This is a genomic window from Faucicola osloensis, from assembly GCF_020041925.1.
Classification (GTDB): domain Bacteria; phylum Pseudomonadota; class Gammaproteobacteria; order Pseudomonadales; family Moraxellaceae; genus Faucicola; species Faucicola osloensis_D.
Genome location: NZ_CP083409.1, coordinates 24259 through 38933, shown reverse-complemented (window position 1 = coordinate 38933; position 14675 = coordinate 24259). Strand labels below are relative to the sequence as shown.

11 protein-coding genes and 1 pseudogene are annotated in these 14675 nt (G+C 44.5%); 9 read left to right on the top strand and 3 right to left on the bottom strand.

The window, feature by feature from the left end:
- Positions 1–4: 4 nt before the first annotated feature.
- Both LAJ61_RS00135 and LAJ61_RS00130 read left to right on the top strand, forming a co-directional pair.
- Entirely contained in the window at positions 5–1582 is a 1578-nt protein-coding gene (locus tag LAJ61_RS00135; protein WP_310586015.1) for a DHA2 family efflux MFS transporter permease subunit, read from the top strand.
- 153 nt (positions 1583–1735) lie between these two features.
- Positions 1736–3784, top strand: a complete 2049-nt coding sequence (locus tag LAJ61_RS00130; RefSeq protein WP_224054001.1) for a potassium transporter Kup — start codon at positions 1736–1738, stop codon at positions 3782–3784.
- Positions 3785–3857: 73 nt separating this feature from the next.
- On the opposite strand, the gene xseB is transcribed toward LAJ61_RS00130, so the two are convergent.
- Together xseB and xseA are read right to left on the bottom strand one after the other, a co-directional pair.
- Positions 3858–4052 (bottom strand): exodeoxyribonuclease VII small subunit, encoded by a 195-nt coding sequence (gene xseB / locus LAJ61_RS00125; protein WP_224054000.1) that lies wholly within the window; start codon positions 4050–4052, stop codon positions 3858–3860.
- A gap of 23 nt (positions 4053–4075) precedes the next feature.
- Positions 4076–5578 (bottom strand): exodeoxyribonuclease VII large subunit, encoded by a 1503-nt coding sequence (xseA, locus tag LAJ61_RS00120; RefSeq protein ID WP_224053999.1) that lies wholly within the window; start codon positions 5576–5578, stop codon positions 4076–4078.
- Between the two features lie 270 nt (positions 5579–5848).
- Between xseA and LAJ61_RS00115 the strand changes: the two genes are divergently transcribed.
- From LAJ61_RS00115 to LAJ61_RS00100, 4 genes and pseudogenes are all read left to right on the top strand, one after another.
- Positions 5849–6997 carry a sulfate ABC transporter substrate-binding protein gene (locus LAJ61_RS00115; protein WP_409034971.1) on the top strand — a complete coding sequence of 383 codons (1149 nt, stop codon included), beginning with the start codon at positions 5849–5851 and terminating at the stop codon, positions 6995–6997.
- A gap of 233 nt (positions 6998–7230) precedes the next feature.
- The gene (gene cysT / locus LAJ61_RS00110) at positions 7231–8142 is read left to right on the top strand and encodes a sulfate ABC transporter permease subunit CysT (protein WP_409034970.1); all 912 of its coding nucleotides are present in this window, start codon (positions 7231–7233) and stop codon (positions 8140–8142) included.
- Complete coding sequence (gene cysW / locus LAJ61_RS00105) at positions 8139–8993, top strand: sulfate ABC transporter permease subunit CysW (RefSeq protein WP_224053998.1); 855 nt, start codon at positions 8139–8141, stop codon at positions 8991–8993. The genes cysT and cysW overlap by 4 nt, the downstream gene beginning before the upstream one ends.
- A gap of 42 nt (positions 8994–9035) precedes the next feature.
- A pseudogene (locus tag LAJ61_RS00100) lies at positions 9036–9746 on the top strand (sulfate/molybdate ABC transporter ATP-binding protein); the annotation flags it as partial.
- Between the two features lie 192 nt (positions 9747–9938).
- Here the strand turns inward: LAJ61_RS00100 and sat are convergent.
- The gene (gene sat / locus LAJ61_RS00095) at positions 9939–11195 is read right to left on the bottom strand and encodes a sulfate adenylyltransferase (protein ID WP_224053997.1); all 1257 of its coding nucleotides are present in this window, start codon (positions 11193–11195) and stop codon (positions 9939–9941) included.
- 267 nt (positions 11196–11462) lie between these two features.
- On the opposite strand from sat, the gene LAJ61_RS00090 reads away from it, so the two are divergent.
- The 3 genes from LAJ61_RS00090 (at position 11463) to LAJ61_RS00080 (ending at position 14606) form a co-directional block, all read left to right on the top strand.
- A complete protein-coding gene (locus LAJ61_RS00090) occupies positions 11463–13172 on the top strand; it encodes a nitrite/sulfite reductase (protein WP_224053996.1) in 1710 nt (569 codons plus the stop codon).
- A 3-nt stretch (positions 13173–13175) separates the two neighbouring features.
- Positions 13176–13751, top strand: a complete 576-nt coding sequence (locus LAJ61_RS00085) for a DUF934 domain-containing protein (RefSeq protein ID WP_224053995.1) — start codon at positions 13176–13178, stop codon at positions 13749–13751.
- 219 nt (positions 13752–13970) lie between these two features.
- Positions 13971–14606, top strand: a complete 636-nt coding sequence (locus LAJ61_RS00080) for a phosphoadenosine phosphosulfate reductase domain-containing protein (protein WP_036602517.1) — start codon at positions 13971–13973, stop codon at positions 14604–14606.
- The last annotated feature ends 69 nt before the right edge of the window (positions 14607–14675 follow it).

The window sequence follows — 14675 nt, the reverse complement described above, 5'->3', positions numbered from 1 at the left end:
AAAAATGGCGGAAGCAATTTCACCCACTATGGATACCAAGCAGCCAGCAGCTGATAGTCGAGCCCGTAGTCAGCTAAATCAACCCGCGCCTTTATCAGGGATGCCGCTTGCGATTGTGACATTTGCGCTATCGATGGCGGTGTTTATGATGGTGCTTGATTCGACCATTGCCAATGTGGCATTACCGACCATCGCAGGGGATTTGGGCGCGGCGACCTCGCAAGGTACATGGGTGATTACCATGTTTGCCGTTTCCAACGCGATATCTATTCCCCTCACAGGGTGGTTAGCTCGTCAGTATGGCTCGGTCAAAGTGTTTTTGGTGTCGGCAAGTTTATTTGTGTTTTGTTCATGGCTATGTGGGGTGTCACATAGTTTGACGATGCTGATTATTGCCAGGGTAGCGCAAGGCGCAGTAGCAGGCCCGATGATTCCACTGGCACAAAGCCTATTATTACAGTCTTTTGCGATTGAAAAACGGGCGATGGCGCTTGGGTTATTTGCTATGGTGGTCGTCACCGCGCCGATATTAGGTCCGATTTTGGGCGGCTATATCTGCGATAATTATCACTGGGGCTGGATATTTTTTATCAATATTCCGATTGGTATTGTCGCCATTATTTTGGCATGGCAACAACTTAAAAACCGCGAAACGCCTGTCATCAAGACCGATATTGATAAAGTAGGCCTTGTTTTAATGATTGTCGGGGTGGGTGCACTGCAGTTTTTCTTGGATCGTGGGCGTGAGCTCGATTGGTTTGCTTCCCCTGAAATCATTGCTTTAGCCATCATTAGCGTTTTATGTTTGAGTTATTTGATACTTTGGGAGCGCGGCGAAGAACATCCGATTATTGATTTGTCGATTTTTCAAGACCGCAATTTTACCATTGGCACATTGGTGATTAGCTTGGCATTTTTGCTATATATGGGCGCCATTGTGCTATTGCCCGTCATGCTGCAGCAAACCATGGGCTATACCGCGGTTTGGGCAGGTCTGGCAGCGGCACCGATTGGTATTTTTCCGGTATTGTTGACGCCCTTAATCGGTAAATACGCGCGAAACATCGATATGCGCATCTTGGTGACGTTAAGTTTTTTAATCTATTGTGCCACCTTTGTATGGCGAAGTGATTTTAATCCGCAGATGACGTTTTGGGATGTGTTTTGGCCGCAGTTTATCCAAGGACTGGGTACTGCCATGTTTTTTATGCCACTAACCACCATTGCGCTCTCCAACATTTCGCATGATAAAATGGCGGCAGCGACAGGGATTTTCACCTTTGTGAGAACCTTGGCGGGCGGGATTGGCGCTTCAATGGTGATGACTGTGTGGGAACGACGCAGCAATCATGCGCATACTTATTTGACCGAAAGTATCACCCAAAATTCCAATTTTGACGCGTGGTCAAAAAGCCTGCAAGCGTCTGGCATGAGTTATGAGCAAACGTTGGCGCTTATCAACCAAAATATTAACCAACAGGCGCTGATTATTGGCTCGAATGAGGTCTTTTATGTATTTGGTTTGGTGTTCTTATTATTGATTGGTATGATTTGGCTTGCCAAACCGCCGTTTCATCATTAAAAATAAGGGTTTAAGTTACTGTGCTCAAATTAACGCTGATAAAATGTTACTATCGTCAAGTACATAGATAACTTTGGTTACAAAATAAAATTTAACCGCAATTTTATAATTCGACTTATAATAATCCATCTTATCAAATTGCGTCGTTAATTTATGAGTAAAGCACATGCTAAAACCTCGGTTCCTGCACTCACGTTAGGGGCAATCGGGGTCGTTTATGGCGATATCGGTACCAGTGTACTGTATTCAGTAAAAGAAGTTTTTAATTCTGGTCATGTCGCCTTTAACGTTGCCAATATCTATGGGGTGCTGTCGTTATTTGTATGGACTATCACCATCATCGTCAGTCTCAAGTACATCTCGTTGGTGCTACGCGCCGACAATAAAGGGGAAGGCGGTCTGATTGCGATGCTCGCCTTGGCATCAAGCGCGGTGAAACATCGCCCAAAATTGCACGCAATCATCATGACCATGGGGATATTTGGTACTTGCTTGTTTTATGGTGATGGGGTGATTACCCCATCCATCTCGGTGCTATCGGCAGTAGAGGGTTTGACGGTGGTATCGCCGCGGCTGCATAGTGTGGTAATCCCTGCGACGCTGACCATTTTGTTCCTGTTATTTTTTGTGCAAAAATTTGGTACCAAAGGTATCGGCAAGCTATTTGGACCTGTGATGGTGCTATGGTTTTTGTTGATTGCTGGCATTGGGGTTTATCATATTCAGCACAATGTCGAAATCTTGCAGGCCATCAATCCCATCTATGCTTATCAGTTTGTGATGACCAATCCGACACTCGCCTTTATCATCTTGGGGGCAGTTGTGTTATGTGTGACAGGCGGTGAAGCCTTGTATGCCGATATGGGGCATTTTGGCAAAAAACCCATTCGTATCGCTTGGTTTTCCATTGTCATGCCCGCCTTGCTGCTCAATTATTTTGGTCAAGGCGCATTTTTACTCGCCAATCCTGATGGCAAATCCAATCCCTTCTTTTTGATGATTCCAGATGCCATGCGTATTCCCATGGTGGTGATGGCAACCTTAGCGACAGTGATTGCGTCACAAGCGCTGATTTCTGGGGCGTTTAGTATCACCAAACAAGCGGTGCAACTGGGCTTTTTACCGCGTATGCGTATTGTGTATACCAATGTTAAAGAAGTGGGTCAGGTGTATATTCCAGCGATTAACTGGGGCTTATTTATCGCCATTGCGTTTGCTGTGGTGATGTTCAAATCATCGGGTGCGTTAGCGGCCGCTTATGGTATTGCGGTTTGTACGGATATGCTGATTACCACGATATTGACCTTCTTTGTAATTCGCTATGCGTGGAAATACCCATTGCTACTGTGTATTGCCGCGACTTCATTGTTCTTTGTGGTGGATTTCTTGTTTTGGGCGTCAAATCTGCTCAAATTGTTCAAAGGCGGCTGGTTCCCATTGTTGTTAGGGGGCGTCATGTTTGTGTTAATGATGACTTGGCGAGATGGGCGTAACTTGGTGAGAATTGCCCATACCACAAGACAAATTAACTTAAAAAATTTCTTAGATGACTTATTTGGTAGTTTTACCAATAAACGCTTACAAATAGCCTTGGAGTCGACGCAAGGCAAATTAGAAAAGTTGACCCAAGATATTGAAAACGCGCCGCTTGAAAATATCCAAGAGCTGCAAAATCAGCAAGCGGTACTGCAGGAGAAAATCTTAATCAATCAGCGCTGCCAAGTGCTCTTTGAAAATATCAAAAAAATCAAAGGCATTGCTGTATTTATGGTCTCTGAAGTCGATATCGTACCTGTGGCGTTGAAACAAAACTTAAAGCACAATAAATGCTTGCATGAGTACAATATCTTTGTCACTGTGAATACCTTAGAAACCCCTTGGGTGGGTCTCAGCAAGCGTAGTGAAGTGACCTATTTGGGACACAATTGCTGGAAGGTGGTGCTCAATTTTGGCTTTAAAAATGACCCTGATGTCCCAGATTCGCTCAAACACATTCAGCAATTTAACTTTGATTTCGATCCTGCCAAGGTAAGTTATTTCTTATCCCATGAGGCGGTGGTGGCATCTGAGAGCATCAAAGGTATGGCGTTATGGCGTGAAAAATTGTTTGCCCATATGCACCGTAATGCCGGCACCGCCGCTGAATTTCTAAAACTTCCTAGTAACAATGTGGTAGAAATGGGTGCCAAAGTAGAAATTTAAGGCATACCCAACATAAAAAAGCCATTATTCTTCGATAGTGGCTTTTTATTCTGCTTTTCTACTTGATTGAAACTTAGTCTGTTTCAAATGCTTGATTAAGCGAAGCTTCGACGGCATCAATCCGCGCTTGGCATACTTTATAGGCGTCGATGGACTGCGCTACAATGGCCATCAGCGCGTCGATGTTAGGCTCTTGGCTATTTTGCAACAGCTGTGCATTTGTTTTTAACACCTCATAGGCGCTTTTAAAATCGGTTGGCTCGGTCATGATTATTCCTGTTGATGGATAGGTCAGTTTTTTGGGTGTTTGGCATTGACAGTGGCTTGTAGATAGCCATCTTGTAGTTCAATGGTTATGGTTGAATTGGGTTCAGCTTGGGCAATCGAAGTCATCACCGTATTTGATGCAGGATGCGAGTTTCTGATAATCGCATAGCCACGGGTTAATACGGTTGACGGATGCTGTAACAATGTCATCTCACGCAGTTGGTTGGTCGATTGACGAGCCGTGGTGATTTGTTGATAGGCAAGTTGGCGAATCTGTACAAATTGGTTGTCCATGGCAAGTTTAGCGGCAGATAATTGTCGCTGCGCTGCCGATTGTATCTTGGTGAGTTGTTGTTCGCTATCACGGCGTGCCTGCAAGATGCTGGACTTGGCAATTTGCTCGATGGTCAAAAAGTGTTGTTTGGCACCCTGGGTAATAGTGAGCAAATGATTGCGAATACCTGCGATAACCTTGGATGGGGTATCAAAACTTTGATGTGCCACTTCATCTAGCATGACGCGGTCGCGCTCATGACCAATGCCGACCCATACCGGTATCGGCTGCTCCGCCACCAGCGCGGCAAGTTCGTAATCATTGAGATAAGCCAAATCGCCCACCGCGCCACCACCTCGGATAATCACTATCAAATCTGCGGTAATATGCTGCTTGCTCAGATTTTTCATGCCTTTAATGAGGGCTTGGCGTATTTCTTGTGGTGCATGATTGCCTTGAAAAGTGGCGTGCTCATAATGAAAAATACAAGCCCCTGTGCTGGCAAGCCTATCGGCATCCGCGCGAAAATCGCCCAGCCCAGCGGCTTTTTCAGGGGCGATGACGAGCACATGCTCAATATCAAACGGCATGGGGAGCGATTGATTGAGATCGAGCAGCCCTTCTTCATGCAGTCTGGTTAAAATCGTTTGGTATTGCTTTGCCAAATCCCCCAATGTGTAGGTGGGGTCGATATCGGCGATGTTTAGCGAAAAGCCATATTGGGCATGGAATGTGGCTGAGACTTTGAGTAATACATTCAAGCCTCGCTCAAGGCTCATGCCAGTGTTTTTTTCAAACTTTGACAGTACTTTAGCTGCTTGACCACGCCATAGCGTGCCGCGGCAGCTGGCGGTGACTTTGCCATCCATATCTTTATCCGCCAATTCAAAATAATAGTGACCGCCTTTGGCTGACAGACTACGGATTTCAGCTTTCACCCAAACGGTATGGGCAAACGTTTCACTAATCACCAACTGCACAGCGGATAGATAATCACTCAGTGACAATACAGTATCGCTTAACGCCTGTTGTAGTTGGCTATCGCGATCTTGAACGGCTAATTGTTCGCTAAAGTCATAATCGTTTAAGTTATCAACACTGCCACGCTTTGCAGTTGTTTTATTGTCAGGCTTATCATCGTCAAGCAGCGCCAGAAATACGTCATCAGCCTGATTTAATGGGATGGTTTGCAAATCCAGTCGTGCGAGCTGATCTTCAATTGATTTGATAACGGTTTTGGAAGCTTTTGCCATGGCGAATTCTTGTTAACTAAAAATAAAATTGTAGGCGAAAATGATAAAACTGACAACGTGACATTTGTGATTTAGGTGTGATGCGAATGGGATTTAATTTGCTAAATTTTTAATTTTAAATATTACATTATATTTTATGATGTAATATTCAGAAGTGGAATATGGATAAGGAATAATATTGTTTTTGCTTGACGACGCTTTTTTTGTAAAATAGTATGAATGAATTTAACATTATATATTGATTTTTATACATTGAGATGAGGGGTGACCATGATGACTGTTAATTTTCAAAAAAAAACTAAGGTTCAACACAAAACCGTAGCTGTGCTATCAAGTCTAGCGTTATTAGGCGTGAGTCTAGCGGGCTGTTCACGTGCGCCCACCCAGCAAGACCAACAAGCCGCTTCAGGTCAAGCCGCCACGCAATCAAATACAGGTGCGAGCGATAAAGGCGGTATCAAACTGCTCAATGTCTCCTATGACGTCGCTCGTGACTTTTATAAAAGCTACAATCCCCTGTTTATCAAAGACTACGAAGCCAAAAATAAGGGCAAAACCATTGATATCCAGCAATCGCATGGCGGCTCTAGCAAACAAGCGCTCGCAGTTGCCAACGGTCTGCAAGCGGACGTGGTGAGTATGAACCAAGGCTCAGATATAGAGCTGTTGGTGAAAAAAGGCTTGGTGGCGCAAGATTGGCAAAGCCAATTCCCAAATAAAGCAGTACCCTATACCAGTGCCATCGTGTTTTTGGTGCGTAAAGACAACCCAAAACAAATCAAAGACTGGTCTGATTTGGCAAAACCAGGCGTACAAATCGTCCTTGCCAACCCAAAAACCACGGGTAATGGGCGTTATGCTTTCTTAGGCGCATATGGCTACGGCTTACATAGTTTTAATAAAGATGAAAGCAAAACCAAAAACTTTGTCAAAGAGTTGCTCAAAAACGTGCCGGTGTATGAAAATGGTGGGCGTGCGGCGACTACCACGTTCTTACAACGTCAAATTGGCGATGTGTTAGTCACCTTTGAAAACGAAGCCAATCTCGCGGTTAAACAGTTTGGTAAAGGCGATGTGCAAATTGTCTATCCAAGCTACACTATATCAGCAGAAAACCCCGTGGCGATTGTCAAATCAGTGACCGATAAAAAAGGCACCAACGACGCAGCGAAAGCGTATCTTGATTATTTATGGAGCGAGCCTGCCCAGCAATTGGCGGCAGATTTATACCTGCGCCCAAGCGACGCGGCGGTACTGGCTAAAAATCAAGATAAATTACCCGCGCTTACCACCTTTAGTCCGAATGCCGAATTTGGCAGCTGGACGGATATCATGACCAAATACTTCAAAGATGGGGGTGTCTTTGATCAACTAGCCAGCCCAACGAGCACCATAGCATCGGCACCTGCGGCAAAATAGTTGGCTGTGTTAACATCACAAAACCAGAGTTCGGCTCTGGTTTTTTATTCTAGCTAAGAATATTTAAAGCGCATAAATATAGTTTGGAAAATCAAAGTGAGATGGTACTATAGCCGTGCTTAAGATTTTGGATGCAGAGCTTTTTGTATCTTTATTTTTGAATTTTTATTTTTGTATGTTTATTATTTTAAATTCTCACGTTGCCTACCGATTATTAGTAAAGGAAGCCCTGCATGGCAAGCATCAATGCTAACCATCAAGCCGATTTAACCTCAAACAATCAGCCTAAAACACCCAATTCACCCTTAAAACGCAATAAAAAGCGCCATATCATGCCGTTTTTTAATTTGAGTTTGGGTATTAGTGTGTTGGCATTGTCGATTATCGTGCTGTTGCCATTTGTGGCAATGGTACTGACGACCGCCGATATTGGCGTGGCAGGGTTTATCAAAACCATTACTGAGCCGCGCGTCAAGGCAGCGATTGAACTGTCGCTAAAAATGTCATTGCTAGCGACATTGACCAATTTGGTGTTTGGTACGCTGATTGCATGGGTATTGGTGCGCTACGAGTTTTGGGGAAAGTCGATTTTAAATGCGCTGGTGGATTTGCCCTTTGCTTTGCCAACGGCAGTAATGGGGATTTCGCTAGCAACGCTATATGCGCCCAATGGTTTAATTGGGCAGTTTTTTGCGCCATTCGGCATTAAAATTGCTTTTACCCCCATTGGTATTTGGTTGGCATTGATCGTGGTAAGCTTGCCGTTTATTGTGCGTGCGGTGCAACCTGTGCTTGCGGAGCTGTCGCCAGAATATGAAGAGGCGGCATCGGTGCTGGGCGCTGGGAGATTGACAACTTTTAGACGGGTCATATTGCCAGAGTTGTATCCTGCGTTGTTGATGGGCTCAGGCATGATGTTTGCGCGAGCGACGGGGGAGTATGGCTCGGTGATTTTTATTGCGGGTAATTTGCCGATGAAATCTGAGATTTTACCGTTAATCATTATTGGTAAGCTTGAAAGCTTTGATGTGCAAGGGGCTGCCGCGGTTGCTTTGTTTATGTTGATGATTTCGTTTGTGATTTTATTCGCCATTAATGCCTTGCAGTGGCTATTAACCAAACGTATGGGCGGGGCAAGTGTATGATAGATAGCAGCCAATATCCTTACCAAACCCAAGCCGCAACCCGTGAGCCAAAATGGCTACGTTATACCTTAATTGGCATTGCGGTGGCGTTTATGACGCTGATGTTAGTGATTCCGCTGATATCGGTGTTTTATGAAGCCTTAAAATCTGGCTGGCAGTTGTATGTGGCTGCACTGACCGATCACGAGGCATTATCGGCCATCAAGCTTACCTTGATTACGGCGCTGATTGTGGTACCGATTAATACGGTAATTGGGATTGCATTAGCCTGGCTATTAACCCGATTTGATTTTAAAGGAAAGCAATTTCTCACCACGCTGCTAGATTTGCCATTTTCGGTGTCGCCTGTGGTCGCAGGCTTGATGTTTGTGGCACTACTGGGCGCCAATACCTGGCTTGGCGGCTGGCTAGAATACTTTGGTTTTCAAGTGATTTTTGCCATTCCCGGTATCGTGCTTGCCACCATGTTTGTGACTTTTCCATTCGTGGCGCGTGAAGTGATTCCGCTGATGCAGTCGCAGGGCAGTAGTGAAGAGCAAGCGGCATTAACACTCGGCGCGTCAGGCTGGCAAATGTTTTGGCGGGTGACGCTGCCTAATATCAAATGGGCATTGCTATACGGTATTATTTTGACCAATGCCCGTGCGATGGGTGAGTTTGGCGCGGTGAGTGTGGTCTCAGGTCATATCCGCGGTGAAACTAATACTATGCCGCTATTGGTTGAGATTGCCTACAATGAATACAACATGACAGCAGCGTTTGCGTTGTCGAGTCTGTTGGCGTTGTTGGCGCTCGTTACCTTAATCGTGCAGCAGGCGTTGACTAAACGTCAGTCTGGCAATGATGAATAACATTGATGCAATTTAAAAAGTAAAAAAAGTTAAGAGAATACCATGAGTATCGAAATCCGTGATATCACCAAACAGTTTGGTCGCTTTACTGCACTGCAACCGATCAATTTAACCGTACCGACGGGCAAACTAACCTCGCTTTTGGGACCTTCAGGCTGTGGTAAGACTACCTTACTGCGCATCATCGCAGGGCTTGAACTTGCCGATACGGGGCGTATTTTGTTTGATGGTGAAGATGTGACTGATGTCCCTGTCCAGCAGCGTCATATCGGCTTTATGTTCCAGCATTACGCGTTATTTCGCCATATGACCGTGTTTGATAACGTGGCATTTGGCTTGACCGTCATGCCAAAAAACAAACGCTTAAGCAACGCGGAAATCAGCAAAAAGGTCAATTATCTGCTGGAGCTCGTGCAACTATCGCAAACCGCAAAAAAATACCCGCATCAACTCTCAGGCGGTCAGCGTCAGCGTATCGCATTGGCGCGTGCGTTGGCGGTAGAGCCAAAGCTGTTGTTACTCGATGAGCCATTTGGCGCACTCGATGCCAAGGTGCGTAAAGAATTACGCGCTTGGCTGCGCTCAATTCATCATGAGCTCGGTGTCACCAGTATTTTAGTGACCCATGACCAAGAAGAAGCGGCAGAATTATCCGATGAAATTGTGGTGATGAACCAAGGTCAAATCGTGCAAATTGGTGATTATGAGACGTTGGTCAATCATCCCTCGAATCATTTTGTTGCCAATTTTCTGCAAGATTCGCACGTCGAATATGTGATTTAGCTTAGTTAAATTTAGCCTTAATTAAATTTAGCTTAGTTAAGCAATAAAAAAAGAAGCCGCGTGCTTCTTTTTTATTGCTAATTTTATTGCTAAAGGTTTGATAAAAAAGGGTATTATCACATACCCTTTTTATCGATGGATAAGCATTAAACTGCGCAATAATTATTTTGCAGAGTGACCTGTTAGCTCAACTTTATGTTTTTGATGATCTTCTAAGCCTTCATAGTAGTTACGAAGTACCGCTAACACTTCTGGACGGCTGAAGTTATCAGGCACGTCTTCCCCTTCAGATAAGGCTTTACGCAATTTGGTACCTGAGACTTTGACATGATGGCTGGCATCGTGTGGGCAAGTTTTGGTCGATGCCATCGAGTCACAAGCGTTACACCAGAATGTCCAGTCAATTTTTAACGGTTGGGTGATTAAATCATTCGGTTTAAGTGTATCAAAAATATGCTGCGCATCAAACGCGCCATAGTAATCACCCACGCCTGCATGGTCACGCCCGACAATCAAATGGCTACAGCCGTAGTTTTGACGGAACAAGGCATGTAGTAATGCTTCACGCGGACCGGCGTAGCGCATATCCAGTGGATAACCTGCTTGGATGACGGTGTCTTTACGGAAGTAATGGTCGATTAATGTACCAATGGCTTCTTGGCGTACGTCTGCAGGAATATCCCCAGGTTTTAATGCGCCAAGCAATGAATGAATGAGTACGCCATCACAGATTTCAATGGCGATTTTGGCAAGGTACTCATGTGAGCGGTGCATCGGGTTACGGGTTTGGAAGGCAGCGACGGTTTTCCAGCCATTTTGATTAAAGATGTCACGGGTTTGTGCCGGGGTGAGGTAGATATCACCATATTTGCTTGGGAATTCGCCTTCGCTCAATACCACCACATCGCCCGCTAGGTTGACATCACCTTGTGCCATTACCATAGCAACGCCGGGATGCTCAAGTTCTGTGGTGCCAAAGACGGTTTGGCACTCGTGTGCTTTATCAATGCGGTATTTTTCGCTTAAGGTCAAAATACCCATGATTTCGCCTTGGTATTCTAGCGCAATGTCATCGCCTGGGTTTAGCGCATCGGCAGTGGCAGTATCGGTCGATAGGGTAATAGGAATGGGCCAAAACACGCCCGCATTGTCGCCAGTGGTTAAATGCATATTGTCACATACGCTTTGCCAGTCTGCTTGGTTCATAAAACCATCTAGCGGGGTAAAGCCGCCAATACCGAGCATAATCAAATCACCGGCTTCACGGGAGCTGATTTGGATTTTTGGGAGATTTTTGGCTTTTTGCTGGGCGGCGGTTAGCGCATCGCCTTTAAGTAATTTTTCTTTTAATGTGTCACTACCGTGTGGTGGGACTAGTTGGCTTAGAGAATGGAGAGTTGAAGTGGCGCTTTGGCTCATCGGATTTCCTATATTAGCGTGTCAAAATTAAGGTGTCAAAAAAACAGACGGTTCAAAAAAATTAAGGTAGCGTATAATAGAATATTGCGGTTCGCAATAATAAATGCAGTAACTCGATATATTTATGTAAAAATGGAATTTACTAAATACCCCTTGGGCATTTATGATAGGCAGGTTAAAATTTCACCCAGTTGAAATGGCTGCAACAGCTAAAAGTTTTAAATTTAATTTGTAATTAGAATTTGTATTAGTGACATAGGAATCCGCATGTATAAATACAACGCAATTGACCAACAATTGGTAGACGATCGGGTCGAGCAGTTTCGCGACCAAACCCGACGTTTTTTGGCTGGCGAGCTCAGTGAAGAAGCGTACTTGCCATTACGCCTGATGAACGGTCTATATATTCAGCGTCATGCGCCGATGCTTCGCGTGGCGATTCCTTATGGTCTGCTTGCGACGTATCAACTGCGTAAACTTGCCGACATCAGCGAAAAATACGACCGTGGCTATGGTCATATCACCACCCGTACCAATATGCAATTTAACTGGCCAAAATTAGAAGAAGTGCCTGATATTTTGGCAGAATTGGCATCGGTACAAATGCATGCGATTCAAACCTCAGGCAACTGTATTCGCAATACCACCACCGACCAGTTTGCCGGTGTGACGGCTGATGAAATTGCCGATCCGCGCCCGTATTGTGAAATCATTCGCCAATGGTCAACATTTCACCCAGAATTTACCTATTTACCGCGTAAATTTAAAATTGCGGTTATTGGTACTCGCTCAGACCGTGCAGCGACCCAGCTTCATGATATTGGCTTGCATGTCGTCAAAAATGACGCAGGTGACATTGGCTTTGAAGTGATGGTGGGCGGTGGTCTAGGTCGCACGCCTGTGATTGGCAAAGTGATTCGTCCGTTTTTACCTGAACGCCATTTACTCTCTTATTTAGATGCGATATTACGTATCTACAACCAATACGGTCGCCGTGACAACAAATACAAAGCCCGTATCAAGATTTTGGTTGAAAGTATGGGCGCCGAAGCGTTTTCACGAATCGTGGAAGAAGATTGGGAAAAACACAATAAAGACGGTGCATTAACACTGACAGCTGAACAAATTGAACACGCCAAAACCTACTTTCCACCGCCAGCGTATCAAACATTCAGCCAACAACAATTACAAGCTAGCCAAGACAAACTGGCTGCCCAGTTTGAAGATAGCGAGTTTGTGCGTTGGTTTAACCAAAATACCCGCGAGCATAAAGTCAAAGGCTATCACGTGGTGATTATCTCACTCAAGCACTTTATGCAAGACACCGGCGATATCACCGCTACCCAAATGCGCGTGGTGGCTGATTTGGCGGACAAATACAGCTTTGGTGAAGTGCGCGGCACCCATCATCAAAACTTGGTGCTCACGGATGTCAAACTTGAAGAAGTATATGACGTCTATCAGGTGCTCAAACAATACGACCTTGCCCGCCCAAATATTGGTTTATTGACGGATATTATCTCATGTCCAGGGTTTGACTATTGTTCATTGGCCAATGCCAGTACCTTAAATATCGTTAACCAAGTCAACCAATATTTCCAAGACGCAGACTTTGTCCATGATATTGGTGAAATTCGCCTAAATATGTCAGGCTGTATGAACGCCTGTGCGCATCATCATGTCGCAGATATCGGTATTTTGGGCGTAGATAAAAAGGGCGAGCATTGGTACCAAATCTCGCTCGGTGGTAGATCGGGTCAAAACGCCAAATTAGGCGATATTTTGGGCAAATCCGTGCCTGTCGATGCGGTTGCGGCGACAGTGGATGATATCCTGCAAGTCTATCTTAAATACCGTCAAGCGGCGGATACTGACTTTGGTAGTGAAACGTTTGCCGAAGTTGTTGATCGTATCGGCATTGAGCCATTTAAAGAGTATGTATATCGTGACAAATCAGAACAGCCGGTGGAGGGATAAGCCATGGCACTCATTAACCAAAGTCAAGTGATTGATAATGTAAAGTCAGTGAGCGTGAGTATTCATGAGCAAAAAATCGAGCATATCGACCCATCCCAGTATGCCTCAGATATCACTGAAATTTTGGTGGACTATCGCCCTATTGAATTTAGCGAGAAAAATCCGCCAAAACCGCAGTTAGAAGCGGATGATTTGGTAGCATTATCTAATCGGTTGGGCGATAAAAAACTGGGTATTATTTTATCGGGTGCTAGTGATTATCAGTTTTTGCACCAGGACTTTGTCAAAGTGATGCCGCTACTGTCGGTGATTGTGATTGATTTTCATGGTTTTCGTGATGGACGCGGTTATAGTTTAGCGCAAAAAATCCAGCAACACCCCAGTCATACCCCCGCTATTGTGTTGCGCGCCAGCGGTGATATCTTGCCAGATACCTTGCAGCTGCTCACCGAAGTAGGGTTTAGTGAGTTTGATATTGATGACAGTGATTTTAACCCCAGTTGGTTTGATTATTTTGTCGATATCAAACACCGCTATACAGGTCGCAGCGTGACGCAATTACCGATTTTTGCCAATTAATTGTTGAATCATGCCAAGATTGAGCGAATCTACGGGTTCGCTTTTTTAATGTTAGTAAGTTGCTACCTTATCTTTTTTAACTTCTTGTTTCTGCATTTCAAGTTAATTGGTTAATTCTAAATTTTCATAATAATATCATTAAAAATCATTTTTTAAACATCACGTAATTGATTAGCATAGCGTATCCCAATTTTTCACCATAAAACATTAGGAAATCCAATGAGCAATAAACTAAATATCGACCTAGACAAAGCCAATGCAGAATTGAATGGCAAAACCCCAGAGGAAATCATTGCTTGGGCACTGGCACAAGGTAGTAATCCTATCATCACTACCAACTTTCGCCCTTACGAAGTGGTACTGTTAGAGATGGTTGCCAAACAACGTCCTGATATCAAAGTATTGTTCGTGGATTCTGGCTACAACACGGAAGCCACTTATCGCCACGCCCAAGATTTGATTAAACGTCTAAACTTAAACGTGATTACCTACTTGCCGCAACAAACCGCAGCTTGGCGTGATGTCGAGTTCAACGGCGTACCTAGCGTCAACAACCCAGCACACGAAAAATTCACTGAGCAAGTGAAACTTGAGCCATTTGGACGTGCGTTAAAAGAAATTGCCCCTGATGTGTGGATTAATGCGATTCGTAAAGACCAAACAGAATTTCGTCAATCGCTTGACGTGTTGTCAGAAAGTAAAGACGGCGTGTTAAAAGTAGCGCCATTGTTCCATTGGTCAGAAGATGACCTAGAAGCTTACTTAAAAGAGCATGATTTGCCAAATGAACATGACTACTTTGACCCTACCAAAGTAGAAGAGAACCGTGAATGTGGTCTACACACACAATTATAATTTTTGATCGGCAGTATGTATGAAAATGTTAAGCTGAACTTAGGTTCAGCTTAATTGTTCTTGTCGCTA